Genomic DNA, 25983 nt, shown 5'->3' on the forward strand with positions numbered 1-25983 from the left:
CGAGCCCTCATGCTTGAGCAACGCATCCAACAGCATTTCATCGACAGCGCCGACCTGAAGTACCAGGCGGCGCAGGTTTTGAGCCATCCCATCGCCGCCGCCGTGCAGGCCGTCCTGGCCTGTGTGACCAGCGGCGGCAAGGTGCTGGCCTGTGGCAACGGCCCCTCGGCCGCCGAGGCGCAGCAGTTCGCTGCGTTTTGCGTGGCGGGTTTCGAGCGCGAACGCCCCGAGCTGGCAGCGCTGGCCCTGACCTCCGACAGCACGCTGCTGACGGCCGCCACAGGAGGCAGTCACGACGCCGCCCAGCAGTTTGCCCGCCAGGTGCGTGCGCTGGGCCAGGCCGGTGACGTGCTGCTGGCCCTGTCGGTGTCCGGCAACGACGCCAATCTGCTGGCCGCTGCCGAAGCCGCCCACGAGCGCGACATGACCGTGGTGGTGCTGACCGGCCGCACCGGCGGCAAGCTTGCCGCCATGCTGCGCGAAACCGACGTGTTGATCAGCGTGCCCCACGACCGCGCAGCGCGCGTGCGCGAAGTCCATGCCCTGGTGCTGCATTGCCTGAGCGATGGTGTGGACGCCCAGTTACTTGGTGAACAGGAGAATCCGCTATGAAGCAAACAACCATGAACCGTACCCAGCGCACGGTGTGCACCGTGCTGGCCGCTGCCGCCCTCGCTGCAGGCCTGTCGGCCTGCGCGCCGCTGATCGTCGGGGGCGCTGTGGTGGGTGGTGTGATGGCTGTGGACCGCCGCACGGCGGGCACCCAGATCGAAGACGAAGGCATCGAACTGCGCGCGGCCAACCGTATCCGCGAGACGTTTGGCGACCGCGTGCACGTGAACGTGACGAGCTACAACCGCCAGGCCCTGCTGACGGGCGAAGTCCCCAATGCGCAGGAGCGCCAGGCCGTCGAGCAACTGGTTTCGCAGGTGGAGAACGTGCGCTCGGTGGTGAACGACCTGACCATCACCGCCTTCTCCAGCACCCTGAGCCAGCGTTCCAACGACACCTTCATCACCGGCAAGGTCCGCGCCAGCCTGGTGGACGCGCAGGACATCTCGGCCAATTCCTTCAAGGTGGTGACCGAGCGCAACGTTGTCTACCTGATGGGCCGCGTGTCGCAGCGCGAAGCCAACCGCGCCACCGAGATCGCCCGGGGCGTGAGCGGCGTGAGCAAGGTCGTGCGTGTGTTCGAGATCGTCTCGGAAGAAGAACTGCGCCGTATTGCGCCGCAACCTGCACCCGTCACCACGGATGACACCAAGCCCTCTGGGGGCTGAAGGCCGTTTAGCAGGCTTGGCGGCCAGCACAGCCAACCACCCGTGCAGCAAAAATCCCGGCCCGCATCCTGCGGCCCGGGATTTTTTCTTGGGGATTTTGCCCCGCGTGCTGCGGCGTGAAACCGGCGCTGCACAAGCCAGCGCGCCCGTGGAACCGGCTTTGCCGGGCCACCGGGTGCGTCCCCCCTCAGGGGGGAAGGCGCGAAGCGACTCAGGGGGGAGCCTATTTCAGCCGCTGGATGAGGGACGATGTATCCCAGCGGTTCCCCCCCATTTTCTGCACATCGGCATAAAACTGGTCCACCAGGGCCGTCACCGGCACGCGTGAACCGTTGCGCTTGGCCTCATCGAGCACCAGGCCCAGGTCCTTGCGCATCCAGTCCACGGCAAAGCCAAAGTCGAACTTGCCGTCCACCATGGTCTTGCCACGGTTGTCCATCTGCCAGCTTTGGGCGGCGCCTTTGCCGATCACGTCGAGGACCTGTTTCATGTCCAGCCCCGCGTTCTGGCCAAAGGCCACGGCCTCGGACAGGGCCTGCACCAGTCCGGCAATACAGATCTGGTTGACCATCTTGGCCAGCTGGCCCGAGCCACTGGCACCCAGCAGCGTGAAGGCACGCGAGAACGCCATGGCCACGGGTTGGGCTGCCTCGAAGGCTGCGGCATCGCCGCCGCACATCACGGTGAGCAGGCCGTTCTGCGCGCCGGCCTGGCCACCCGACACGGGGGCATCCACAAACTGCAGGCCCAACGCCTGGGCGGCGGCGTACAGCTCGCGCGCCACCTCGGCCGATGCCGTGGTGTGGTCGACAAAAATCGCACCCGGCTTCATGCCTGCAAAGGCGCCGTCCGCACCCAGCGTCACAGAGCGCAGGTCATCGTCGTTGCCCACGCAGCAGAACACCAAGTCCGCACCCTCAGCCGCTTCGCGCGGCGTTGCAGCATGTTTTGGCGCCTTGCCGCTTGCGTACTCTGCGCACCAAGCTATTGATTTGGTAGCAGTGCGGTTGTAAACCGTCACCTCATGCCCGGCCAGTGCAAGGTGTCCGGCCATCGGGTAGCCCATCACACCCAAGCCCAGAAAGGCGACCTTGCGGGAAGGAGTGGCGTCGTAGTTGCGGGGGTTGGTGCTTGGCATGGAGATAAAAGGAGATGGATCAAAAAGAAAAGCCCGCGATGGGCGCGCACTTGCCAGTGCCACCGTGGAGCGGGCTTTGCCCGGCCACCGGTGGCGTCCCCCTGGGGGGAAGGCGCCGCAGGCGACTCAGGGGGGCTTTTAAACTATGGCGAAATGCTCGGTACCCGAAGCCAGGTCTGGCGACTTGGCGCGCTGGCTGTTGAGCTTGATCTGCAGGCGCAGGTCATTGAGCGAGTCGGCGTTACGCAGCGCGTCTTCGTAGCTGATCACGTTGGCCTCGTACAGGTCGAACAGCGCCTGGTCAAAGGTCTGCATGCCCAGGTTGCGGCTCTTTTTCATGATCTCCTTGATCTCGGAGACATCGCCCTTGAAGATCAGGTCGGAGATCAGCGGCGTGTTCAGCATGATCTCCACCGCAGCCGCACGGCCCTTGCCGTCCTGCTTGGGGATCAGGCGCTGCGAGACCATGGCGCGCAGGTTCAGTGACAAATCCATCAGCAGCTGCGCGCGGCGCTCTTCAGGGAAGAAGTTGATGATGCGGTCCAGCGCCTGGTTGGCGCTGTTGGCGTGCAGCGTGGCGAGGCACAGGTGGCCGGTTTCGGCAAAGGCCACGGCATGTTCCATGGTCTCGCGGTCGCGGATTTCGCCCATCAGGATCACGTCGGGCGCCTGGCGCAGCGTGTTCTTGAGGGCCGCTTCCCAGCTGTCGGTATCCAGCCCCACTTCGCGCTGCGTGACCACGCAGTTCTTGTGCGGGTGCACGAATTCCACCGGGTCTTCCACGGTGATGATGTGGCCGAACGAGTTCTCGTTGCGCCAGTCCACCATGGCGGCCAGCGTGGTCGATTTGCCCGAGCCCGTGGCACCCACCAGGATGCACAGGCCGCGCTTGGTCATCGTCACTTCCTTGAGCACCTGCGGCACGCCCAGGCCGTCGATGGTGGGCAGCGTGAGCGGAATCGTCCGCATCACCATGCCCACATGCCCCTGCTGGATGAAGGCGTTGACGCGAAAGCGGCCGATACCGGAGGGCGAGATGGCGAAGTTGCACTCCTTGGTGCGTTCAAAGTCGGCCACCTGCTTGTCACTCATGATGGCGCGCGCCAGCGTGAGCGTGTGGTTGGGGGAGAGCGGCTGGGGCGACACCTTGGTCACCTTGCCATCCACCTTGATGGCGGGTGGAAAGTCTGCGGTGATGAACAAGTCGCTGCCGTTGCGGCCCACCATCAACTTGAGCAGGTCATTGATGAATTTACTGGCCTGATCGCGTTCCATCAGAAGTTCTCCCGGGGCTGTTCGTCGGCTGGACGATCATTGATCTTGTCTTGTCGAATCATTACTTGTGGTTGTCGCTCAGGCGCGCACTCACCACACGCAGGCGCAGCGACAGCTTGCGGGCCAGCAGTGCAATCAGGCTGGCTGCAAGCTGCGGGTCCTTGGTCATCATGTCGTCCATGGCTTCGGCGCTCAGCACGGCGATCTCGCAGTCAGTGAGCGTGGTGCAGGCCGAAAAGCGGATGCCGCTGTCGAGCAGCGACATCTCGCCCAGGATGTCACCGGGCCGCGTCTCGGCCAGGCGCAATTGCTCGCCCCAGGGCTGCACACGGTCCACGGCAATGGTGCCCGTGAGCAGCACCACCATGAAATTGCCGTACTCGTCCTGGCGGATCACATCGCGGTTGGACGGGATGGCCGCAAATTCGAAGAAGCGCTCCATGCGCTCCACGGCGTCCTTGTCCAGATGCGCCATGTACTTGTCCTTGGCCCACAGGCCTTGCAGCAGCTTGCCGCCTCGGCTGGTGGGCAGGCGTTTGGCGCCTACTTCCACGGCACGTGCCTCCCAGGGCACCAGCATCGAATCGTCTACGCCCTGGCCTGCAAAGGCCGTGGAGAACAGCACGGAATCCGTGTGGTCCTCCGCAGGCTTGCCGCCCCGGGTTTTCATTTTCAGAAGGCTCAGAATGCCTTTCATATCGGGCTCCGGTATGCGGCGCCTGCGGGGGCCGCAAAGTCGTTCATGGGTGTGTGCTGCGGGGGCTCAGCCAGGGAAGTTCTCGGGGATCTTGGCCTTGCTGCGGGCCTCGGCCGGGCTGATGATGTTGCGTCGCACGAGGTCGGTGAGGTTCTGGTCCAGCGTCTGCATGCCCACGCTGTTGCTGGTCTGGATGGTGGAGTACATCTGCGCCACCTTGGCCTCGCGGATCAGGTTGCGGATGGCGCTGGTGCCCAGCATGATCTCGTGCGCGGCCACGCGGCCCGAGCCATCCTTGGTTTTGCACAGCGTCTGCGAGATCACGGCCTGCAGCGATTCGGACAACATTGCACGGACCATTTCCTTTTCTTCGGCGGGGAACACGTCGATGATCCGGTCAATGGTCTTGGCGGCGCTCGATGTGTGCAGCGTGCCAAACACCAAGTGGCCCGTTTCCGCCGCCGTCATGGCCAGGCGGATGGTTTCTAGGTCGCGCATTTCACCCACCAGAATGGCGTCCGGGTCTTCGCGCAGTGCGGACTTCAGCGCGGCCGCGAACGACAGCGTCATCGGGCCGACTTCACGCTGGTTGATCAGGCACTTTTTGGATTCATGCACGAACTCGATCGGGTCTTCCACCGTGAGGATGTGGCCGTATTCGGTTTCGTTGAGGTAGTTGACCATGGCGGCCAGCGTGGTGGACTTGCCCGAGCCCGTGGGGCCGGTCACCAGCACCAAGCCGCGCGGCTTGAGGGCCAGGTCGCCGAAGATCTTGGGCGCGTTGAGTTGCTCCAGCGTCAGGATCTTGCTTGGAATGGTCCGGAACACGGCGGCGGCGCCCCGGTTCTGGTTGAAGGCGTTGACGCGAAAACGTGCCAGGCCTTCGATTTCAAAAGAGAAGTCGACTTCCAGAAACTCTTCATACGTCTTGCGCTGCGCGTCGCTCATGATGTCGTACACCATGGCATGCACCGTCTTGTGGTCCAGCGCATCGACGTTGATGCGCCGCACATCGCCGTGGACCCGGATCATGGGCGGCAGGCCTGCGGAGAGGTGCAGGTCGGAGGCCTTGTTCTTGACGCTGAACGCGAGCAGTTGGGTAATGTCCACGGAATCCCTCTATCGTTTGGTACGCTTGCCAAACATTATGACCACGATTGCTAACAACCTCCAACAGGTTCTGGGCAGGATGGCGCAGGCGTGCAAAGCCGCCGGGCGCGATCCGGCCAGCGTTTCCTTGCTGGCCGTTTCCAAGACCTTTGGCGCTGATGCGGTGCTGGAGGCCGTGGCCGCCGGCCAGCGCGACTTCGGCGAAAACTATATCCAGGAAGGCGTGGACAAGATTGCCGCCGTGCGCGCTGCCTTGCCCGATGTGGCGCTGCAGTGGCACTGCATTGGCCCTATCCAGAGCAACAAGACCCGCCTGGTGGCCGAGCACTTTGACTGGGTGCACACGGTGGACCGGCTCAAGATCGCCGAGCGCCTGTCGGCCCAGCGGCCCGATCACCTGCCGCCGCTGCAGATATGTATCCAGGTCAATATCGATGGAGGCCCCACCAAGTCAGGTGTGGCTCCTGCCGAAACGCTCGAGTTGGTGCGGGCTGTCGCAAAACTGCCACGTCTGGTGGTGCGGGGGCTCATGAGCATTCCGGACCATGCTCCTGAATTTGAAGCGCAACTGGCAATCCACACCGGCGCCAAGAGGCTTTTTGACCAAATATCTGCCTTGGGCGAACCGGGCCTGGGGAAGTTCGATACCCTGTCCCTGGGCATGACGGCCGATCTGGAGGCCGCCATCCAGGCGGGCAGCACGCTGGTGCGTGTGGGCACTGGCATCTTCGGCGGGCGGACTTAGAACCTGTTCACAGTCTTTTTGGAGATTGCATTGGAGTGCAATCGGGATGAGTGGATGCTTCGGATGCGCCGCATGGGCTCGTGCCCACGCAAGCAGCCGGGGCGTCCAATCGCCTGATTTCACTCCAACCCTTCGGGCAAGTGCCTTGCCGGGCGGTCTGCGGCGTTGCGGCGCTTGCCAATAGCACGGGCTATTGGCTGCGCACCGCGCCTTGCACCCCATCCCGGCAAGGTACTTGTGCAACTCCAAAAAGACTGTGAACAGGTTCTTGCGCCGCCTGACGCCAGGGGCGCATCAGCCAGCGAAGCGCACCACGCAATCCAGCGCCGCTGTCACATCCGCCTCGCTCACATCCAGATGCGCCACCCAGCGCAATCGCGTGGCGCCGCCATACAGGCTGCTGGTCACGCGCACGCCGTGCTGCGCTAGCCACGCGGTGAAGGCGGGCGCCACGTCGGCGTGCAGATCGGTGAACAGAATATTGGTCTGCCAAGGCAGCACCGTGATGCGGCCCTGCAGCACGGGATGGCTGCGGCCCGCTTCGGCCAGGCCCTGCGCCAGCCGGTCCAGGTTGGCGTGGTCGTCGGCCAGGCGCCGCACATGGTGCTGCAGCGCATAGTGGCCCGCAGCCGCCAGCACCCCGGCCTGGCGCATGCCCCCTCCCAGAATCTTGCGGGTGCGCCGCGCCTGGCGGATGAAGTCCCGCGTGCCCAACACCAGCGAGCCCACGGGCGCACCCAGGCCCTTGCTCAGGCACAGCGAGGCGGAATCAAAATGGCTGCACAGCGCGCGCGCTTCCGCATACACATCGGTGCCGTTGCGCGCGGCATTGGCCGTGGCAGCGTTGAACATGCGTGCGCCGTCCAGGTGCATCGCCAACCCCCGGCTGCGCGCCAGTTGGGCCACCTCGGCGATGTAGGCGGGCGGCAGCACCTGGCCGCCGGTCGTGTTCTCCAGCACCACCAGGCGGGTGCGCGCAAAGTGCGGGTCGTCCGGTTTGATGGCTGCCGCGATGTCGGCCACGCGCAGGGTGCCGTCAGGCTGGGTCTCGACCGGCTGGGGCTGGATGGAGCCCAGCACGGCCATGCCGCCTGCCTCCCAGCGATAGGTGTGCCAGCTCTGGCCCACGATGGCCTCGTCGCCGCGCTGGCAGTGGCCCCACAGCGCGATCAGGTTGGTCTGCGTGCCGGAGGGGGCGAACAGCGCGGCCTCAAAACCCAACAGCTCGGCCGCATGGTCCTGCAGTGCGTTCACCGACGGGTCGTCGGCAAACACATCGTCGCCCAGCGGGGCCTTGAACATGGCCTCGCGCATGGCGGGCGTGGGCTGGGTGACGGTGTCGCTGCGAAAGTCGGGCATGGGCGCGGTCCTTGTGGGTCGGGTCAATGAATGCAATGACCGGCCATGGTAGCGGCGGCCCGTGGCAGCTGCCGCCGTGGGGTCTACCGCGCGCTGATGCGCCGTGGTGTCAGGGCCGCGCCATCTTGCAGTCCGTGCCCTGCGCCAGCTCATTGCCGGTGTAGGCCGCATCGGTGCGGAAGCCGTAGTTCGTGCCCTCCCAGCCCACCTTCACGGCCTTGCCGTCCACCGGCGCAATGGTGTTGACCACCTGGGGCAGCAGCAGCTGGTGGTCTTCGCCGCGCATGCGCACGGGGCCCACTACGGATTCCAGCGTCAGGTCTTCCAGCGCGCGCGCCACCTTCACCGGGTCGGTGGACTGGGCCTTGTTGATGGCTGCGGCCAGAAAGCGCGGCGTCATCTCGATGCGTGGCGCGAGGAAGTCCTTGCCCGTCTTGGCCTTGTAGGCCTTGGCCAGCTCATCCACCTTGGGAGTGTCGGCCTGGCCGGGGTGCCATTCGGCCACCCAGGTCAACTGGCCTTGCTTGGCCTGTGACACGGCCAGCACCGTGCCCGGGATGGAGCCCGCGCTGTGGTTGAAGTAGCGCAGGTTGTAGCCCGCATCGCCCGCCGCCTTCAGCAGCAGCGTCATGTCCTGACCCCAGTTGCCGGTGATGACCGAGTCGGCCTCGCTGCTCTTGACCTTGGCGAGGTAGGGCGCGAAGTCCTTCACACGGCCGATGGGGTGCAGCGCCTCGCCCACAAACTGGATGTCGGGCCGCGCCAGGCCCACCATCTCGCGGCCGTAGTGCGCCCACTGCTTGCCGTGCGCGTAGTCCTGGTTCAGCAGGTACACCTTCTTGATGTCCGGCTGCTTCTTGATGTAGTTGGCAATGGCCTTCATCTTCATGGCCGTGTTGGCCTCGAACTGGAAGTGCCAGAAGTTGCAGGCCTTGCCCGTCAGCTCGGGGTCGATGGAGGAGTGGTTCAGCACCAGGATCTCCTTGCCCGGATTGCGCTGGTTGTGGCGCGCTGCCGCTTGCACCAGTGCTGTGACCACGGAGGAGCCCGAGCCGCCCGTCACGATGGCCTTGGCCCCCTGGTCAATGGCGGCCTGCAGCGCGCTCTGGCTCTCTTGCGCCGAGAGCTTGCTGTCGAACTGCAGCAGCTGCAGCTTGGTGCCCTTGAGCACACCGCCCTTGGCGTTGATGTCCTCGATGGCGTACTGCGTGTGCGTGAGCATCAGCTCACCCACATTGGCGAACGGGCCCGACAGCGGGTCGATGTAGGCGACCTTGAAGGTCTCCTGCGCGCTGGCGGCTGTGCCGATCAGCAGGGCCGCCGCAGCGGCCAGGGGGGTGAGGAACACGGTTTTCATGGGTTTTGTCTCCGGTGGTTGTTGTGCTTGGTGTAGGGGTGCTGCGGTGCGCGTCAGGCTGGGTTGCGCTTGCGGCTGCGCCGCAGCCCCAGCACACGCCAGGCCAGCTGCGCCAGCTCCTGCGCGACTTCGTCTTGCGACAGGCGGCCGTCAGGGCGGTACCAGTTGTAGAGAAAGCCGGGCAGGCTGCAGGCGGCCAGGGCGGTGATCTTGGTGTCGTTGAACTCGAACATGCCGTCGTCGCGGCCCTGTTCGAGCAGCGCGCACAGCCGGTCGTAGAAGTGGTTCGCCAGGTCCTTTTGCGCCGCCAGGTACTCTGGCCGGTACACCTGCGGCTCGCGGTACGGGAAGAAGGCCGAGGGGTGGTGCTCCAGCGTGGCGCGGATCAGTCGCTCGATACCCTCCGTCACCTTCACATGGGCAGGCCGGTCATCGTCCGCCGCAAAGTCCATCGCAGTGAAACACGCCACCGCAGGCGCCCACGACAGCGTCTCGAAGATCTCCTGCTTGTTGCGAAAGTAGTAGTACACAAAGGGCTTGGTCACGCCCAGCTGCTGCACGATTTGCTCGATGGTGGTGTTGGCGTAGCCCTGCGCATCAAACAACGCCTCGGCCGCGCGCAGGATGCGCTCGCGCTTTTCGTCCGACCCAGCCGTTGCGGCCTTCTGGCGGCCGCTGGCCTGCACGGGAGGCTGCTGGTTCATTGGTGTCCTTTGCGCGACGTTGAATTTATACCCATGGGTAGCATTGTTCTACCGAGCGGTATATATTGGCAAGACGCTGGCGGGTGTGAGCACTCAGAGAAAACCCTGAGTGACCGCCAAGAACCAGCGATTCCAGACACCTCGGAGACAACGCCATGCCACAGACCGCACCGCAGCTGCCGCTGCATGAACACCTGCGCCGCCACGCCCGCGAAAAGCCCGACCGCATCGCCTACCTCTGGTACGGCCAGCCCATCACCTGGGCGCAGCTCGACGCGGCCAGTGATGCATTTGCCGCGCGCCTGCAGGCGTTGGGGGTAAAAAAGGGCGAGCCCGTGGCACTGTTCATGAACAACTGCCCGCAGTACGTGATGGCGCACTACGGCATCCAGAAGATCGGCGCCATCGTCTGCCCTTGCGGGCCGCTGAACAAGGAGCATGAGCTGGAGTACCAGCTCACCGACCTGCAGGCGCGCGTGATCGTCGCGGCCGATGTGCTGCTGCCCCTGGTGGACAAGGTGCGCGCCAAGACGGCGCTGCAGCATGTGTTTGTGGTGCGCTATGCCGAGCTGCTGCCCGAGAGCACGCCCAGCATCGACGTGCCCGCCGAGCTGCTGGCCATGCGCGCCGCCATGGCGCCGGTGCCTGCGGGCTGCGAAGACTTCCTGGCCGCCACCCGCACCGGCGCGCGGCCCGCTGCCGTCGCGCTGTCGATGGACGACATCTCGCTCATGACCTACACCTCGGGCACCACCGGGTTGCCGAAGGGCGCCATGCTGAGCTACGGCAACGCCACGTTCAAGACCGCCGCATCGGCGGACTGCAACGGCATGACGCCCCACGAAACGCTGCTGGCCGTGGCGCCGCTGTACCACATCGCGGGCATGGTGATGGGCGTGAACCTGCCCGTGTACACCGGCGCCACAGCCGTGCTGCTGTACCGCTTTGACCCACTGGGCGTGGCCCAGGCGCTGGAGCGCCATCGCGTGACCTGGTGGTACAGCATCGCACCCATGAACGGTGCACTCATGCAGGTGCCCGGCGCGCGCGAGATGGACTGGAGCGCGCTGCGCCGCAACCCGGTCACCAGCTTTGGCATCACTTTTACCGAGGCGCTGGCCCAGCAGTGGCAGCAGTTCGCACCCCACTGCATTGCGCACGAGGCGGCCTATGGGCTGTCGGAAACCCACACCGTGGACACCGCCATGCCCGTGGACGCGATCCGCTGGGGCACCCAGGGCAAGCCCGTGCCGGGCAACACCCTGCGCATCGTGGACCCTGACACCGGCGCGCCGCTGGCTGCTGGCGAGGTGGGCGAGATCACCATCTACGGCCCCGGCAACTTCAAGGGCTACTGGAACAAGCCCGAGGCCACGGCCAAGACCCTGCGTGACGGTTGGGTCTACACCGGCGACATGGGCAAGATCGACGCGGACGGCTACCTCACCTTCATCGGCCGTTTCAAGGAAATGATCAAGGTCTCGGGCTACAGCGTGTTCCCCGAAGAGGTCGAGACCCTGCTCATCAAGCACCCCGCCGTGGCCCAGGCCGCTGTGATTGGCGTGCCCGATGCGGAAAAGGGCGAGGTGGTGCGCGCCTTCATCGTCAAGAAGCCCGGCCAGGATGTGGACGCCGCCGCCTTGGCGGCGTGGTGCCGCGAGAACATGGCGCCCTACAAGGCCCCGCGCGAGGTGCGCTTCATCGACGCACTGCCCGCCACGGGCGCGGGCAAAGTGCTGCGCCGCCTGCTTCGGGATATTGCGTGATTGAATGAGAAATTGGCTGCTGGCGCCTGATGAATATGCGCTGGCAGCTATACAAAAAATAGCGACTGCCCCATGCCATCTTCTGTTCTGTTCACCAAAGTGCTGGTTGCCAATCGGGGCGAAATCGCACTGCGCACTGTGCGCGCCCTGCACGACCTGGGCATTGCCAGTGTGGCCGTGTATGCCGACGATGACGCCGCCAGCCCCCATGTGCACGCAGCCAGTGCGGCCGTGGCGCTGGGCGCCACCGGCCCGGCGGCGTACCTGGACGGTGCGCGCCTCATTGCCATTGCCCAGGCGCAGGGCTGCGATGCCGTGCACCCGGGCTACGGCTTCCTGAGCGAGCGGGCCGACTTCGCCCGCGCGTGCGCCGACGCCGGGTTGCGCTTCATCGGCCCCACGCCCGCGCAACTGGCGCTGTTCGGTGACAAGGCACAGGCCCGTGCGCTGGCGCAGCAGCAGGGTGTGCCGCTGATGCCGGGCACGCAGGCGGCGGTGACGCTGCAGGAGGCGCAGGCCTTCTTTGCGCAGCATGCCCATGCCGGCATCGTGATCAAGGCCATTGGCGGCGGCGGCGGGCGCGGCATGCGCGCGGTGGCGTCGGCCGATGACTTGCCCGCCGCCTACGCGCGCTGCCGCAGCGAGGCGCAGGCCGCCTTTGGTGTGGACGGCGTGTACGTGGAGCGCCTGATGAGCAACGCCCGCCACATCGAGGTGCAGGTGCTGGGCGATGGGCGCGAAGTGATCGCCCTGGGCGAGCGCGAATGTACGCTGCAGCGGCGCTTTCAGAAGGTGGTGGAGATCGCGCCCAGTCCTTCGTTGCCCGCGCCGCTGCGCGAGCGCATCACCACCTCCGCACTGTCCATGGCGCGCGCCGTGGCCTACGAGGGCCTGGGCACGTTCGAGTTTCTGGTGGACCTGGCCTCGAACGACCTGCCGTTTGTGTTCATCGAATGCAACCCACGCCTGCAGGTGGAGCACACCATCACCGAAGAGGTCACCGGCGTGGACCTGGTGCAGGCCCAGATAGCGTTGGCGGCGGGCCGCACGCTGCAGGACATCGGCCTCGACCCTGCCGCACCGCCCGCCGTGTTGGGCTTTGCGATTCAGTGGCGCATCAACGCCGAGACGCTGGACGCACAGGGCAACGCCACCCCCGGCAGCGGCACGCTCAGCCGCTTTGACCTGCCCACGGGCCCCGGAGTGCGCGTGGACACGCACGGCGCCGCGGGCGCCACGCCGTCGCCGCACTACGACACGCTGCTGGCCAAGCTCATCGTGCACACGCGCAGCCCGCGTTTTGCGGATGCGCTGCGCCGCTCGCAGCGCGCGCTGGCCGAGTGCCGCATCGAGGGCGTGGCCACCAACCTCGCGCTGCTGCAGGCGCTGGCCGCGCGGCCCGAGATGGAAAGCCAGCAGGTGCACACGCGCTGGCTGGAATCCGTGTTGCCTGAATTGCTGGGTGCTTCCAAAAACATAGCTGCCAGCGCTTATCCATCAAGCGCTAGCGGTCAAAAAGACTCAAATTTCTCAATGTCTGCACCCGAAGGCGCCGTGCTGGCCCCCATGCCCGCCCGCCTGGTGCAGCTGAGCGTGGCCGAGGGCGACGTGGTCGCTGCCGGCGCCGAGCTGGCCGTGCTTGAAGCCATGAAGATGGAGCATGTGCTGCTGGCCCCGCACGAGGGCCGCGTGGGCGCGCTGCTGGCCGTGGCCGGTGGCTACGTCGCGCAGGGGCAGCCGCTGCTGGTGCTGGACGCGGTGGATGATGCTGCCGATGTCGAAGTGCAGGGCAGCACGGCACATGACCCCGACCACATCCGTGCCGACCTGCAACGCGTGATCGACCGCCACGCCTTCACGCTCGACGCTGCGCGCCCCGAGGCGATCGCCAAGCGCTACGCCCAAGGCGGCCGCACCGCGCGCGAAAACATCGCCGACCTGTGCGACGACGGCAGCTTCATCGAATACGGAGCCCTGGCCATCGCCGCGCAGGCGCGCCGCCGCAGCAAGGAAGACCTCATTGCCAACACGCCCGCCGACGGCATGGTCACGGGCATTGGCGGCATCAACGGCGCACTGTTTGGCGACGAGAAATCCCGCGCCGTGGTCATGTCCTACGACGCCACCGTGCTCGCCGGGACCCAGGGCGCACGCAACCATGCCAAGACCGACCGCATGCTTGGCATCGCGCTGGCGCAGAAGCTGCCCGTGGTGCTGTTTGCCGAAGGCGGTGGCGGGCGCCCGGGCGACACCGACATGCCCGTGGTGGCGGGGCTGCATGTGCACACCTTCGCCAGCTACGCGGCGCTGTCGGGCCAGGTGCCGGTCATCGGCATCGCCGCCGGGCGCTGCTTTGCGGGCAACGCGGCGCTGCTGGGCTGCAGCGACGTGATCATTGCCACACGCGCCAGCAACATCGGCATGGGCGGCCCGGCCATGATCGAAGGCGGTGGCCTGGGCGTGTTCAAGCCCGAGCAGATCGGCCCGAGCCGCGTGCAGCATGCCAATGGCGTGATCGACGTGCTGGTCGATGACGAGGCTGGCGCGGTGCAGGCCGCGCGCCACTACCTGTCGTTCTTCCAGGGCCGCACATCGCAGTGGTCCGCGCCCGACCCGCGCCTGCTGCGCGCCGTGGTGCCCGAGAACCGCCTGCGCGTGTACGACACCCGCACGGCGATGGTCGGCCTGGTGGACGAGGGCAGCTTGCTGCTGTTGCGCACCGGCTTTGGCGCGGGCATCCACACGGCACTCGCGCGCATCGAAGGCCGCCCCGTAGGCCTGCTGGCCAACAACCCGCAACACCTGGGCGGCGCCATCGACGCCGATGCGGCCGACAAGGGCGCGCGCTTCATGCAGCTGTGCAACGCTCATGGCCTGCCCATCGTGAGCCTGGTGGACACGCCCGGCTTCATGGTCGGCCCCGAGGTCGAAGCCACGGCCCAGGTGCGCCACGTGAGCCGCCTGTTCGTCACCGCCGCCAGCCTGCGCGTGCCGACCTTCAGCGTGGTGCTGCGCAAAGGCTATGGCCTGGGCGCCATGGGCATGACGGCCGGGGGCTTCCATGCGCCCGTGTTCACCGTGGCCTGGCCCACGGGCGAGTTCGGCGCCATGGGGCTCGAAGGCGCCGTGCGCCTGGGCTTTCGCAAGGAGCTGGAGGCGCTGCCCGAGGGCGCCGAGCGCGACGCGCTGTTTGCCAAGCTGCTGGCCAAGTCCTACGCCAACGGCGAGGCGATGCACATGGCCGCCACGCTGGAGATCGACGCGGTGATCGACCCGGCCGACACGCGGGCCTGGCTGGCACGCGGGCTGGCGTCGGCGCAGGTGGCGCCGCTGGGTCCACGTTGCATCGATACCTGGTGAAACAGCACGGCACCTGACACGGTGGTGCCTATCGGTGCATTAGGGCGAGCTTTGCGCCGAGCCCGACAAACGCGGCCGCAAAGCCGCGGCGCAGCCACACCAGCGCGCCGGGGCGCTGCAGCACCTGGTCACGAAACCGGGCGGCAAAGACGCCATAGCCCAAGAACACCACAAAGGTCATGGCCATGAAGACCAGCGAGAGCTGGACCATGCGCCACGCGGGTTGCGCTTCGTCCGGTGCGATGAACTGCGGCAGAAACGTGAGGAAGAACAGCGACAGCTTGGGATTGAGCAGGTTGATCAGCATGGCTTCCGCGATACGCCCACTGGCTGCGCGTGTGGGTGCGTCAGTGCGAACCTCCAGTGTGGCGGGCGAGCGCCACGTGGCCCAGCCCATGTAGACCAGGTAGGCGACCCCCGCGTAGCGCAGGACTTCGAATGCCGTGGCGCTGGCGTTGAGGAGCGCGGCCAGCCCGGTGATCGCCGCCAGCAGGTGCGGCACGATGCCGAGCGTGCAGCCCAGCGCCGTCACGGCGGCGGCCCGCGCGCCGCCCGAGAGCCCGGCCGCCACGGTCAGCAGGGTTCCTGGCCCCGGCGAGACGACCACGATGAGAGAGGTGATGAGAAATTCGATGCCCATGGCGAGGGGCCGCGCGGCGGCGGCGTGAAGTGGCGATGCCCGCAGCATCCGGCAACCCCGCACAACGGTCTTGAACGAAATTGCAGGGGCCGGGCTGTCAGCCGCGTGCGCGAACGTAGGCGCCGGGTGTGATGCCAAAGCTGCGCGTGAAGAGGCGCGTCAGGTGGCTTTGGTCGGCAAAGCCACTGGCTGCGGCGACATCGGCCAGGGGCGTACCCGCACCCATCAGATGGCGCGCAAGCTGCAGTCGGCGCTGCAGCAGGTAGGCGTGTGGCGTGAGGCCCGTGGCCTGGGCAAATTGGCGCACGAGCTGGTAGCGGCTCAAACTTGCTGCGTCGGCCATTTGCGCGAGGCTCCAGGGTGCGGTGGGATCGTCGTCCATCATGGTGCGAGCCCTGGTGATGGACGCGGCGGATTGTTGGTGGCCCTTCGGCCGCAGCAGGCCGCCCAGCACCCGCAGCAGGCATTCCTCCACATGCATCGTTGCGGCCGAGTGGTCAGGGCGGTGGGTGGCCGCGTCGAACAGCGCCAGTACCTGGGCCGCCAGCCGCGCATCGCGCATCGTCGGAGCATGGAATTCGAAGGCGGAGCCGAGCGGGCCCGGATGCACCTCGGCCGCCAATGGCGCCACCAGGGCAGGCTCCAGGTAGAGCATGCGCCAGGCGCGTCCACGCTCGTCCAGCGGCATGCCATCGTGGACTTCGCCGGGGTTGACCGTGATGGTGTCGCCTGGGCCCGATTCCACAATCCCCCGGCCGCTGGCCGATTTCTGCGCACCCCGCTCGATCACGCCGAGGCCGAACTGCAAGTGCATGTGCCTGCCGAAGACGAGGCGGGAGTCGGCCTGCATTGCTTCGATGCCGGGCAGTGCGGTGGGCAGGAATCGGAAGGGTTTTTGCTGCATGGCGCGCGGCCTTGGGGTGGCGCGGGGCCATGATAAGCTGACCTGATCGTCCCTTTTTCCTACCCCAGTTTCACACGCGGAGACTCCCCTATGCCCGGCCTTTTGCCCGATATCGACCCCGATGGTTTGCTCGAATTTTCGGTGGTCTACACCGACCGCGCGCTCAACCACATGTCCAAGCGCTTTACCGGCGTGGTGCAGGACATCCTGGGCACGCTGAAAGAGGTCTACCACGCCCACACTGCCGTGCTGGTGCCCGGCAGCGGTACCTTCGGCATGGAGGCCGTGGCGCGCCAGTTTGCCAACAAGGAAAAGGTGCTCATCGTGCGCAACGGCTGGTTCAGCTACCGCTGGACGCAGATCTTTGATGCCGACAAGGGCCTGGGGGGTGGTTCGGTGGTGTGCAAGGCGCGCCAGCAGGGCAGTGGCCCGCAGGCGCCCTGGGCACCATGCCCCGCAGAAGAAGTCGCCGCCACCATCCGCGCTGAAAAACCCAAGGTGGTGTTTGCGCCCCATGTGGAAACGGCCAGCGGCATCATCCTTTCTGACGACTACATCCGCACGCTGACGGCGGCTGCGCATGAGGTGGGCGCGCTGTTTGTGCTGGACTGCGTGGCGTCGGGCGCGATGTGGGTGGACATGCAGACCACGGGCGTGGATGTGCTCATCAGCGCGCCGCAAAAGGGCTGGAGCGGATCGCCCTGCTGCGCCATGGTGATGCTGTCCGAGCGTGCGCGCGAAGCCATCGAGGGCACCACGAGCAGCAGCTTTTCGTGCGACCTCAAGAAGTGGATGCAGATTGCCGAGGGCTACGAAAAGGGCCAGCACGCGTACCACACCACCATGCCCACGGATGCGCTGGTGCGCCTGCGCGAGGTGATGGCCGAGACGCGTGAATATGGATTTGCCAAGGTGCGTGACGAGCAGATCGAATTGGGCGCCAAGGTGCGGGCGCTGCTCGAATCGCGCGGCTTCCCCAGCGTGGCGGCCGACGGCTTCAAGGCGCCCGGCGTGGTGGTGAGCTACACCACCGACCCCGGCATCCAGAACGGCAAGAAGTTCATGGAAGTGGGCCTGCAGACTGCTGCGGGTGTGCCGCTGCAGTGCGATGAAGGGCCGGACTTCAAGACCTTCCGCATCGGCCTGTTTGGCCTGGAGAAGTGGCACAACGTGGACCGCACGGTGGGCCATTTGTCGAAGGCGCTGGACCAGATTGCGGCGGCGGCCTGACGGGTTGCGGTCTAGGTCGGCGGGCTTGCCCGGATGAACGCCGAGACTGATAGCGCAATCCTCGCCTTGCGCCGGGCCAAGCGCCAGGCACTGGGCCTATTGCTGGTGGTGACGGCGGTGTTCATCGTCACCAGTGTGGTCGAACGCGGCCTGCTGCTCAACTGCGTGAAAGCCATGGCCGAGGCCGCCATGGTGGGTGCGCTGGCGGACTGGTTTGCGGTGGTGGCGCTGTTCCGGCGCCCGATGGGCCTGCCCATTCCGCACACGGCGGTCATTGCGCGCAACCAGGCGCGCATCGGCCGCAACCTCGCCACCTTTGTGCGCGACAAGTTCCTGGATGTGCCCTCGCTCGTGGCGCTGATCCGCCGGCACGACCCCGCCGAGCGGCTGGCGCAGTGGCTCACGGCGCCGTGCAACGCTGCGCTGCTGGGCCACCAGGCCACCCGGCTGGCATCGGCTGCGCTGGAGACGGTGCAGGACGCGCAGGTGGAGCGCTTCATCCACAAGGCCGCGCGTGCCTTGATCGGGCAGGTGGACATGTCGCGTGCCCTGGCGGCGGTGCTCGACACCCTCACGCACAACGGCCGCCACCAGGCGCTGCTGGACGATGTGCTGGAGAAACTCATCGAATTACTGCAGAACGAGCAGACCCGCGCCTGGGTGGCGCAGACCATCGTGGCCTGGCTCAAGAAGGACCACCCGCGCACCGAGAGGTTACTGCCCAGCGACTGGCTGGGCGACAAGGGCTCGGCCCTGCTGGCGCGCGCGCTGGAGAGCGTGATGGCCGATGTGGCGGCCAACCCGCAGCACGCGTTGCGCGCGCAGTTTGATGGGGTGGTGCAGCGGTTTATCGACCGCTTGCAGAACGACCCCGAGTGGGCGCGCAAGGGAGAAGAAATTCGCACCTGGCTGCAGACCGATGCCACGGTGGCGGGCTATGTGCAAACCTTGTGGCTGGACCTGCGCGGAGCACTGCAGCGCGATCTGGCCGATGCGGATTCGGTGCTGGCGCGGCAGGTGGGCAAGCTGGGGTTGTGGCTGGGGGAGTCGCTGGCGGGGGATGCGGCGCTGCGGCAGTCGTTCAATGACCGGCTGGAGCGGTGGGTGAAGGGGCTGGCGCCGGATGTGTCGGCGTTTATTGCGCAGCACATCGAGGACACGGTGCGGCGGTGGGATACCGAGGAGATGACGCAGCTGATTGAGCTGAACATTGGCAAGGACCTGCAGTACATCCGTATCAATGGCACCGTGGTGGGCGGGCTGATCGGGCTGGTGCTGTTTGTGGTGTCGCACGCTGGGGAGATTTGGCGGGCGGTGGTGGGCAGCTGACCACTCGTTCGGGCTGAGCTTGTCGAAGCCAGGGCGTGCTGGTTCGAAAAGCATGCTGGTGTTGAGGGCGGAGGCCGGGACTCGCCCCGGCGGGCGAGGTACTTGTTCTTTGCTTCGCCAAAGAAAAGTACCCAAAAGAAAGGCGACCCCCAGTCTGCGACCCCTTCGCGTTGCGAAGGGGCAAACCTGCGGCGGGGCGGCTGCGGGGTGCGCCGTGGAACTCGCTTTGCTGCTGCGCAGCGCCGCTCGGACAACCACGGCGAGTCAGTTCACGAGGCATGCGCGCTTCGACGCCCATGCTCACCCCACAACCGCCCCGCCGCAGGCGCAGCCAGCAGGGGTGGGAGCCGAACATCCAACAGCCGAACAGCCACACGGGCCATCGCGTTGCTCGGCCGCGCCAACGCTGCGTCGGCTAGCGTGCAGCCTCATCCGTCGCCATGTTGGCCGCGTGTTCTTCCTGCAGATGCTGCGCAATCTGCGCCCAGGCCTGCTTGGCGTCCGCGTCTTGCGCCCAGGCATAGCAACTGGCGATGTGCATGGCCGTCACCGCATGGTGCGGGTCGAGCGCAAAAGCGACTTCGCACTGCAGCGCTGCTTGGCGCCACATGGCGGTCGCATCCTCTGATCCTTCCTTCTGCAGTGCATGGGCCTCGGCCACCCACGCCTGTCCCAGTCGAAAGGCTGCTGCGTGTTGCGTGGGGTCGGCGTTATGCGCCCGTTGAAACAACACCCCCGCCTGCCGCCACAGCGCCCGCGCTGCGGCAAAGTCTTGCGTGGCCACGGACTGCGCTTGGGCGACGAGGGCGTTGCCGGATTGGAGTAGGGTTGAGGGCGAGTCGCTAGGCATGGGGTCTTACAGGCGAGGGATAAGGTTGAGGATTGTCGGAGGTTTTGCTGGCCGCTATCGGCCGAGGCTGCGTGAAAACTCCACCCACGATTGCGGTCCAAAACTAAAATAGCAGCACCCGATTCAAGCGAGGTGCCCCCATGAAGCGATTCATCGAAGGCGAAGACCGACAACAGGTCACTATGCTGCCGGAGTGCTTGGACGACTACATCGCAGAGGACAACCCGGTGCGTGTTGTGGATGTGTTTGTCGAAGAACTGGATCTTCGGGCACTTGGTTTCGATGGGATCAATCCGGCAGTCACTGGCCGGCCTTCGTACCACCCCGCTGTCCTGCTCAAGCTCTACATCTACGGGTACCTCAACCGCATCCAATCGAGCCGCAGGCTGGAGCGTGAAGCCCAGCGCAATGTCGAGCTGATGTGGCTGACCGGGCGCCTTGCGCCGGACTTCAAGACCATTGCGGACTTCCGTCGAAGCAACGGCGCTGGCATCCGCAACGTCTGCAAGCGCTTCATCGCCATGTGCCGACAGTTGAACCTCTTCTCGCAGGCCATCGTGGCCATCGACGGCAGCAAGTTCAAGGCCGTCAACAGCCGTGACCGCAACTTCACCGCCGGCAAGATCGAGGCCCGCCAGCAGCAGATCGAGCAGAGTATCCAGCGTTACCTGGACGCGCTGGAGACCGCTGACCGCACGCAGCCGGCAGAGGTCGAAGCCAAGACAGAACGACTGCAGGAGAAGCTAAAAAAGCTGCGTGAGCAGATGCGGCAACTCGACGGTCTCAAGGAGCAATTGAAGAGCCTGCCCGATGGCCAGATCTCCCTCACGGATCCCGATGCACGTTCGATGGCAACCCAGGCCAAGGGATCGGGCCTGGTGGGCTACAACGTGCAGACCGCTGTCGATGCCAAGCACCACTTGGTCGTCGTGCACGAGGTGACGAACGTTGGCAATGACCGTGCGCAGTTGCACAACATGGCCTGTGCCGCAGACCAGGCTATGGGGAGCCAGGGCTTGCAAGCCTTCGCCGACCGAGGCTACTTCAGCGGCCCGCAACTCAAGGCCTGCGAAGACTCTGGCATCACGACCTTCGTGCCCAAACCGATGACGTCAAACGCAAAGGCTGAAGGGCGCTTCGACAAGGCCGACTTCATCTACATCGCTAAGGATGACGAGTACCAGTGCCCTGCAGGCGAGCGTGCGATCCATCGCTTCAAAACGCTCGAGAAGGGTCTGAATCTGAGCGTCTATTGGTCTAGTGCCTGCCCAAAGTGTCCGCTCAAATCCAAGTGCACGACCAGTAGCAACCGGCGCATTCGCCGATGGGAGCACGAAGATGTTCTGGCGCGCGTTCAGCAACGGCTAGACGGTAACCCCGAGGCCATGACGTTGCGCAGGTCCACCGTGGAGCATGTCTTCGGGACACTCAAGCACTGGATGGGCTCAATTCACTTCTTGATGAAGACCCTCAAGCACGTGGGCACCGAGATGAGCCTGCATGTGCTGGCCTACAACCTCAAGCGGGTGATGAGCGTGATGGGTATCGCGCAGATGATGCTGGCGATGCGGATGGTGAAGGCGTAAAGCCTTTGTTGGCTTTTACAGGCCGAGAAAGGCCTCAGAAATGCGTCGCAAGGCCCAAGGTGCTCCAAAACGACTACTCAACAGAGCTGCTGGAAAATGCGGCTCAGTGACGCGTGACGGGACTGGCACACATACTCGTTGAGCGTTTCCACACAGCCTCGGCCACGAGCAGCCCTCCACTCCTTCGGCGTACCTTTGTCAGGTTTCCAGAAGTGCTCCGACCATCTTTGAACCCAAGAAGCCTCCATCGATAAGCCCGCACCGACTGGAAATCTCCCTCCTGAGGTGCATCGCCTTTGCGCTCTCAACTTCTGTTGGCACGGACCAAAACGACGGGGCCTTGATGCCCGGAAAAAAGACCGCCACGATCAAAGCTTCGCCCCCACTCTTCGTGACAAGTTCGACGTGGTTCTTTGGGAAACGCCCTATCGTCGTGTAGGAGCGCACTGAACTGATTTAGAGGGTAGTGATTTTGGATGGGCGAAAAGAACGCGGAGACGGCATGGATAGTCACTTGCCTAGTTTGTGGATCAATCTCAATCCAACGGCGACTTTGTACCGCTTTGATCCACCAACTTACAAGAGTCACCAAGGTCAATATTGAAGCAGTAACCAGCACAGATTTGGTCAACTCTCCAAATGCGATGGCGCGCAAGGCTTCCAAAACTAGAGCGCCAATGAGCATGTACAGCAGAAGGTACGAAACTTGGCTGCGCGCGTGAATTGGCATTTTCTAGGCGGCTTTCAGTTTGGAGGGTGAAGCCGTCCAGCGCACATAACAGGAGCGGCTGGCAGAGCGCTAAATACTGTAGCTTCTACCAAAAAAGATCTGGTGCGAGCGAAATCACCGTTGGTCAGGGTCAGGCGATGAAACTGTGGCAGTTTGCAATTTCTAGTCAAGGGAGTACGGGGCTGCGCACTCAATTTGAAAGTGCTGCCACCGTTCAAAACCTCGGCAACTCCGGATGCTTGATCTGCCCCCCGCGCACCAACATCTTCCCGTACTCCGCACACCGGTTAAGCGTCGGAATCACCTTCCCCGGGTTCAACAACCCCGCCGGGTCAAACGCATGCTTGAGCCCGAACATCTGCGCGTTCTCCGCCGCAGAGAACTGCACGCACATGCTGTTGAGCTTTTCCACGCCCACGCCATGCTCGCCCGTCACCGTGCCGCCCATGGCCACGCTGGTTTCCAGAATCTCCGCGCCAAAAAGCTCGCAGCGGTGCAGCTGGTCGGCGTCGTTCGCGTCGAACAGGATCAGCGGATGCAGGTTGCCGTCGCCCGCGTGGAACACGTTGGCGCAGCGCAGCTGGTATTTCTTTTCCATCTCCTGGATGGCCAGCAGGATGTCGGCCAGGCGCTTGCGCGGGATGGTCGAGTCCATGCACATGTAGTCGGGGCTGATGCGGCCGCTGGCGGGGAAGGCGTTCTTTCGACCGCTCCAGAAGCGCAGGCGCTCGGCTTCGTCGTTGCTGACCGAAATGGCGGTGGCGCCTGCAGCGCGCAGCACGTCGCTCATGCGGCCAATTTCTTCCTCTACCTCTTCGGGTGTGCCGTCGCTCTCGCACAGCAGGATGGCTTCCGCAGTCAGGTCGTAGCCCGCGTGCACAAAGTCTTCGACGGCGGCGGTCATGGGCTTGTCCATCATCTCCAGGCCGGCGGGGATGATGCCGGCGGCGATGACGGCGGCTACGGCGTCGCCCGCTTTGCGCACGTCGTCAAAGCTGGCCATGATGCAGCGCGCCAGCTGGGGCTTGGGGATGAGCTTGACCGTCACTTCGGTGGTCACGGCCAGCATGCCTTCGCTGCCGATCACGGCGGCCAGCAGGTCGTAGCCGGGGGCGTCAAGTGCCTCGCTGCCGAATTCGACGGGCTCGCCTTCCACCGTGAAGCCCTTCACCTTGAGCACGTTGTGCACCGTCAGGCCGTATTTCAGGCAGTGCACGCCGCCGGAGTTCTCGGCCACGTTGCCGCCGATGGTGCAGGCGATCTGGCTGCTGGGGTCGGGCGCGTAGTACAGGCCGTAGGGCGCGGCGGCTTCGCTGATCGCCAGGTTGCGCACGCCACACTGCACCACGGCCGTGCGGCTTTCGGGGTTGATGTCGAGGATGCGGTTGAACTTGGCCAGCGACATCGTCACGCCCAGGGCGTGCGGCATGGCGCCACCCGACAGGCCCGTGCCCGCACCGCGCGCCACCACCGGCACCTGCAGACGGTGGCACACCTGCAGCACGGCCTGTACCTCGTCATACGTTTCGGGCAGGCACACCACCAGCGGGCGCTGGCGGTAGGCGGTGAGGCCGTCGCATTCGTAGGGGGTGGTGTCTTCGCTGTGCCAGAGCAGTGCGTGGGCGGGCAGCACGCGGCCCAGGGCCTGGACAACCTCGGCCTGGCGCGCGGCGCGTTCGGCGGGTGTCGGGAGCGGGGCGGAAGAAGTGGCGGTGATCATGGCCGCCACTGTAGGGGATGGGGACGGGCGGGGTGTGAGGTTTTCTGCAGGTGTTTGTGAAAAACACCGAAATGCTCACAAATTGATAGCTTTTAGCGATTGATGGACAAGCGCTGGGGCTGATTTTTGCCTGAACTTGGTGGAGGAGGGCGCGGCTCAGGCGAGCGCTGCCGAGCAAGGGCCGCCCCGCAGCGAGGGCGGCGTCCCCCTTCCGGCGCAGCCGAGAGAAGGGGGAAGGCGCCAAAGGCGACTCAGGGAAATGCCTCTACTACGCCATGGTTTTGCGCAGCCACTCGGCAAACGCCGCGCATTCCCACCGGTCCATGGTGCCGGTGCGCCAGCACAGGTAGTGGGCGTGGGGGCTGGCAGTGTCGGTGTCAAACAGGCGCACCAGCGTGCCGTTCTCCAGCCACGGTGCGCCCAGCTTCAGGCGCACCAGCGCCACGCCCATACCGGCAGCGGCGCCGTCGCACATCAGGCCGATGTCGTTGAACTGCGAGCCCTCGCTGGGCTCGGCCCAGTCGAGACCCGTGGCAGCAAACCAGGTGCGCCAGGGCTCCAGCGGGCTGCGCAGCAGGGGTACGCCCTCCAGGTCTTCGGGGCGGTCAAAGGGGCCGTGTTCGCGCACGAACGCGGGCGAGGCCAGGGGCGTGACCACGTCGCGGGCCAGTTCTACGTGCTCCACATCGGCATAGTGGCCGGGGCCGAAGCGCACCATCAGGTCGGCGTCTTCGGCCACCACGTCCAGCAGCGGGATGGAGACCTGCAGCGCCAGGTCGATCTCGGGGTAGGCCTCGGTGAACTGGCGCAGGCGGGGGATGAGGATGGTGCGCGCAAACGTGGGCGTGACTGCCAGCTTGAGCCGCCGCCGCCCGGGCGCGGCCGCCTGGCCCGGAAAGCGCTGCAGCGCGCCCAGCCCCTCGCGCACATGGGCCAGGTAGGCGCTGCCCTCGGTGGTCAGCGAAAAGTCGGCCCGGCCAAACAGCCGCACGCCCAGGATCTGCTCCAGCTGCTTGACCCGGTGGCTCACTGCGCTGGGCGTGACGCACAGCTCGTCAGCCGTCTGCGTCACGCTGCGCAGGCGGGCCAGAGCCTCAAACGTCAGCAGGCACTGGATGGGCGGGATGCGCCGGGCTGCGCTGCTGAGGAAGGAAGAAGGTAATGCTGTGGCCACTCAGCACCCCGCTGAACTGCGAACTGTCTGCGGCGCATGAAACTGGCGTGACCCAAGCCAGGGCCGCCGTGCAAGGGCCGCCCCGCCGCACTGGCGGCGTTCCCCTGCCCGCAGCGCGCAGCGATGCGAGAGCGGGGGGAAGGCGCGAAGCGCCTCAGGGGGGTGTTCCATATCTCTAGCGGAAGACGACGGTCTTGTGGCCGTTGAGCAGCACGCGGTGCTCGCTGTGCCACTTCACGGCGCGGGCCAGCACCTGGCTTTCGGTGTCGCGGCCCCGGGCCGTGAGGTCTTCGACCGTGTCGGTATGGTCGGCGCGGGCCACGTCCTGCTCGATGATCGGGCCTTCGTCCAGGTCGGCCGTCACATAGTGGGCCGTGGCGCCAATCAGCTTCACGCCCCGGTCATGCGCCTGGTAATAGGGCTTGGCGCCCTTGAAGCTGGGCAGGAAGCTGTGGTGGATGTTGATCGCCCGTCCGGCCAGCTTTTGACATAGGTCAAGAGAAAGTATCTGCATGTAACGCGCCAGTACCACCAACTCGGCACCTTCGCCCTCGATAATCTCAAGCTGTTTGGCTTCGGCCTGGGCTTTGGTGCTGCCCGTCAGCGGGATATGGTGGAACGGCACGTTGTAGCTGGCCGCCAGCTGGTAGAAGTCGCGGTGGTTGCTGATGATGGCGCGGATGTCGATGGGCAGCAGGCCACTCTTCCAGCGGAACAGCAGGTCGTTGAGGCAGTGGCCCTCCTTGCTGACCATGAGCACGGTTTTCATGGGCGCAGCTGTTGCGTGCAGGCGCCAATGCATGTTGTAGGGTTCTGCAAACGTGGCCAGGCGGGCCTTGAGCGTTGCGTGATCGTGCAGGTCGCAGGCAAACTGAACGCGCATGAAGAACAGGCCGGTGGCGTGGTCGTTGTACTGCGCGGCTTCTTCGATGTTGCCGCTGTGCTCCAGCAAAAAGCCCGAAACGGCATGCACCAGCCCCAGGCGGTCGGGGCAGGACAGGGTAAGGATGTAGGCGTTGGTCATAGCGG

At 65.4% G+C, this 25983-nt stretch carries 21 protein-coding genes; 8 read left to right on the top strand and 13 right to left on the bottom strand.

The features are described from left to right. The first annotated feature begins 9 nt into the window (after positions 1-9). Complete coding sequence (locus EXV95_RS19060; RefSeq protein ID WP_121422035.1) at positions 10-612, top strand: SIS domain-containing protein; 603 nt, start codon at positions 10-12, stop codon at positions 610-612. Beyond that, complete coding sequence (locus EXV95_RS19065) at positions 609-1280, top strand: BON domain-containing protein (protein ID WP_176888048.1); 672 nt, start codon at positions 609-611, stop codon at positions 1278-1280. The genes EXV95_RS19060 and EXV95_RS19065 overlap by 4 nt, the downstream gene beginning before the upstream one ends. A 223-nt stretch (positions 1281-1503) precedes the next feature. On the opposite strand, the gene EXV95_RS19070 is transcribed toward EXV95_RS19065, so the two are convergent. The 4 genes from EXV95_RS19070 to EXV95_RS19085 all read right to left on the bottom strand — a co-directional run bounded on the left by EXV95_RS19070 (position 1504) and on the right by EXV95_RS19085 (position 5500). Beyond that, positions 1504-2418 (bottom strand): NAD(P)-dependent oxidoreductase, encoded by a 915-nt coding sequence (locus EXV95_RS19070; RefSeq protein ID WP_176888049.1) that lies wholly within the window; start codon positions 2416-2418, stop codon positions 1504-1506. A 138-nt stretch (positions 2419-2556) separates the two neighbouring features. Continuing rightward, positions 2557-3693, bottom strand: a complete 1137-nt coding sequence (locus EXV95_RS19075) for a PilT/PilU family type 4a pilus ATPase (protein ID WP_055398402.1) — start codon at positions 3691-3693, stop codon at positions 2557-2559. 61 nt (positions 3694-3754) lie between these two features. Then, complete coding sequence (locus EXV95_RS19080; protein ID WP_055398403.1) at positions 3755-4390, bottom strand: Crp/Fnr family transcriptional regulator; 636 nt, start codon at positions 4388-4390, stop codon at positions 3755-3757. Positions 4391-4456: 66 nt separating this feature from the next. Then, positions 4457-5500, bottom strand: a complete 1044-nt coding sequence (locus EXV95_RS19085; protein WP_055398404.1) for a type IV pilus twitching motility protein PilT — start codon at positions 5498-5500, stop codon at positions 4457-4459. Positions 5501-5537: 37 nt separating this feature from the next. Between EXV95_RS19085 and EXV95_RS19090 the strand changes: the two genes are divergently transcribed. Then, positions 5538-6245 carry a YggS family pyridoxal phosphate-dependent enzyme gene (locus EXV95_RS19090; RefSeq protein WP_176888050.1) on the top strand — a complete coding sequence of 236 codons (708 nt, stop codon included), beginning with the start codon at positions 5538-5540 and terminating at the stop codon, positions 6243-6245. A 294-nt stretch (positions 6246-6539) separates the two neighbouring features. On the opposite strand, the gene ltaE is transcribed toward EXV95_RS19090, so the two are convergent. The 3 genes from ltaE to EXV95_RS19105 form a co-directional block, all read right to left on the bottom strand. After that, the gene (gene ltaE, locus EXV95_RS19095; RefSeq protein WP_176888051.1) at positions 6540-7604 is read right to left on the bottom strand and encodes a low-specificity L-threonine aldolase; all 1065 of its coding nucleotides are present in this window, start codon (positions 7602-7604) and stop codon (positions 6540-6542) included. Between the two features lie 109 nt (positions 7605-7713). Next, a complete protein-coding gene (locus EXV95_RS19100) occupies positions 7714-8961 on the bottom strand; it encodes a branched-chain amino acid ABC transporter substrate-binding protein (RefSeq protein ID WP_176888052.1) in 1248 nt (415 codons plus the stop codon). Between the two features lie 53 nt (positions 8962-9014). Then, a complete protein-coding gene (locus tag EXV95_RS19105) occupies positions 9015-9665 on the bottom strand; it encodes a TetR/AcrR family transcriptional regulator (protein ID WP_176888053.1) in 651 nt (216 codons plus the stop codon). 155 nt (positions 9666-9820) lie between these two features. Between EXV95_RS19105 and EXV95_RS19110 the strand changes: the two genes are divergently transcribed. Both EXV95_RS19110 and EXV95_RS19115 read left to right on the top strand, forming a co-directional pair. Further along, a complete protein-coding gene (locus EXV95_RS19110) occupies positions 9821-11431 on the top strand; it encodes an AMP-binding protein (RefSeq protein ID WP_176888054.1) in 1611 nt (536 codons plus the stop codon). Positions 11432-11518: 87 nt separating this feature from the next. Continuing rightward, positions 11519-14791 carry a carboxyl transferase domain-containing protein gene (locus tag EXV95_RS19115; RefSeq protein WP_176889109.1) on the top strand — a complete coding sequence of 1091 codons (3273 nt, stop codon included), beginning with the start codon at positions 11519-11521 and terminating at the stop codon, positions 14789-14791. A 28-nt stretch (positions 14792-14819) separates the two neighbouring features. Here EXV95_RS19115 and EXV95_RS19120 read toward each other — a convergent pair whose 3' ends face one another. Next, the gene (locus tag EXV95_RS19120; RefSeq protein ID WP_176888055.1) at positions 14820-15431 is read right to left on the bottom strand and encodes a LysE family translocator; all 612 of its coding nucleotides are present in this window, start codon (positions 15429-15431) and stop codon (positions 14820-14822) included. A gap of 97 nt (positions 15432-15528) precedes the next feature. Next, complete coding sequence (locus tag EXV95_RS19125) at positions 15529-16335, bottom strand: AraC family transcriptional regulator (RefSeq protein WP_176888056.1); 807 nt, start codon at positions 16333-16335, stop codon at positions 15529-15531. Between the two features lie 90 nt (positions 16336-16425). Between EXV95_RS19125 and EXV95_RS19130 the strand changes: the two genes are divergently transcribed. Next, the gene (locus EXV95_RS19130) at positions 16426-17565 is read left to right on the top strand and encodes an aminotransferase class V-fold PLP-dependent enzyme (protein ID WP_176888057.1); all 1140 of its coding nucleotides are present in this window, start codon (positions 16426-16428) and stop codon (positions 17563-17565) included. A gap of 33 nt (positions 17566-17598) precedes the next feature. Next, the gene (locus EXV95_RS19135) at positions 17599-18894 is read left to right on the top strand and encodes a DUF445 domain-containing protein (RefSeq protein WP_176888058.1); all 1296 of its coding nucleotides are present in this window, start codon (positions 17599-17601) and stop codon (positions 18892-18894) included. Positions 18895-19309: 415 nt separating this feature from the next. On the opposite strand, the gene EXV95_RS19140 is transcribed toward EXV95_RS19135, so the two are convergent. Continuing rightward, positions 19310-19744 carry a hypothetical protein gene (locus EXV95_RS19140; RefSeq protein ID WP_176888059.1) on the bottom strand — a complete coding sequence of 145 codons (435 nt, stop codon included), beginning with the start codon at positions 19742-19744 and terminating at the stop codon, positions 19310-19312. A 140-nt stretch (positions 19745-19884) separates the two neighbouring features. Here EXV95_RS19140 and EXV95_RS19145 point away from each other — a divergent pair, with 140 nt between their 5' ends. Next, complete coding sequence (locus EXV95_RS19145) at positions 19885-21330, top strand: IS1182 family transposase (RefSeq protein ID WP_176887363.1); 1446 nt, start codon at positions 19885-19887, stop codon at positions 21328-21330. Between the two features lie 944 nt (positions 21331-22274). Here the strand turns inward: EXV95_RS19145 and EXV95_RS19150 are convergent. From EXV95_RS19150 to purU, 3 genes are all read right to left on the bottom strand, one after another. Continuing rightward, positions 22275-23780 carry an FAD-linked oxidase C-terminal domain-containing protein gene (locus EXV95_RS19150; RefSeq protein WP_176888060.1) on the bottom strand — a complete coding sequence of 502 codons (1506 nt, stop codon included), beginning with the start codon at positions 23778-23780 and terminating at the stop codon, positions 22275-22277. Between the two features lie 268 nt (positions 23781-24048). After that, positions 24049-24954, bottom strand: a complete 906-nt coding sequence (locus EXV95_RS19155) for a LysR substrate-binding domain-containing protein (protein ID WP_121507790.1) — start codon at positions 24952-24954, stop codon at positions 24049-24051. A gap of 175 nt (positions 24955-25129) precedes the next feature. After that, positions 25130-25978 carry a formyltetrahydrofolate deformylase gene (gene purU, locus EXV95_RS19160; RefSeq protein WP_176888061.1) on the bottom strand — a complete coding sequence of 283 codons (849 nt, stop codon included), beginning with the start codon at positions 25976-25978 and terminating at the stop codon, positions 25130-25132. Positions 25979-25983 lie beyond the last annotated feature (5 nt).

Source organism: Acidovorax sp. JMULE5 (assembly GCF_013376875.1).
Lineage (GTDB): Bacteria > Pseudomonadota > Gammaproteobacteria > Burkholderiales > Burkholderiaceae_C > Acidovorax > Acidovorax facilis.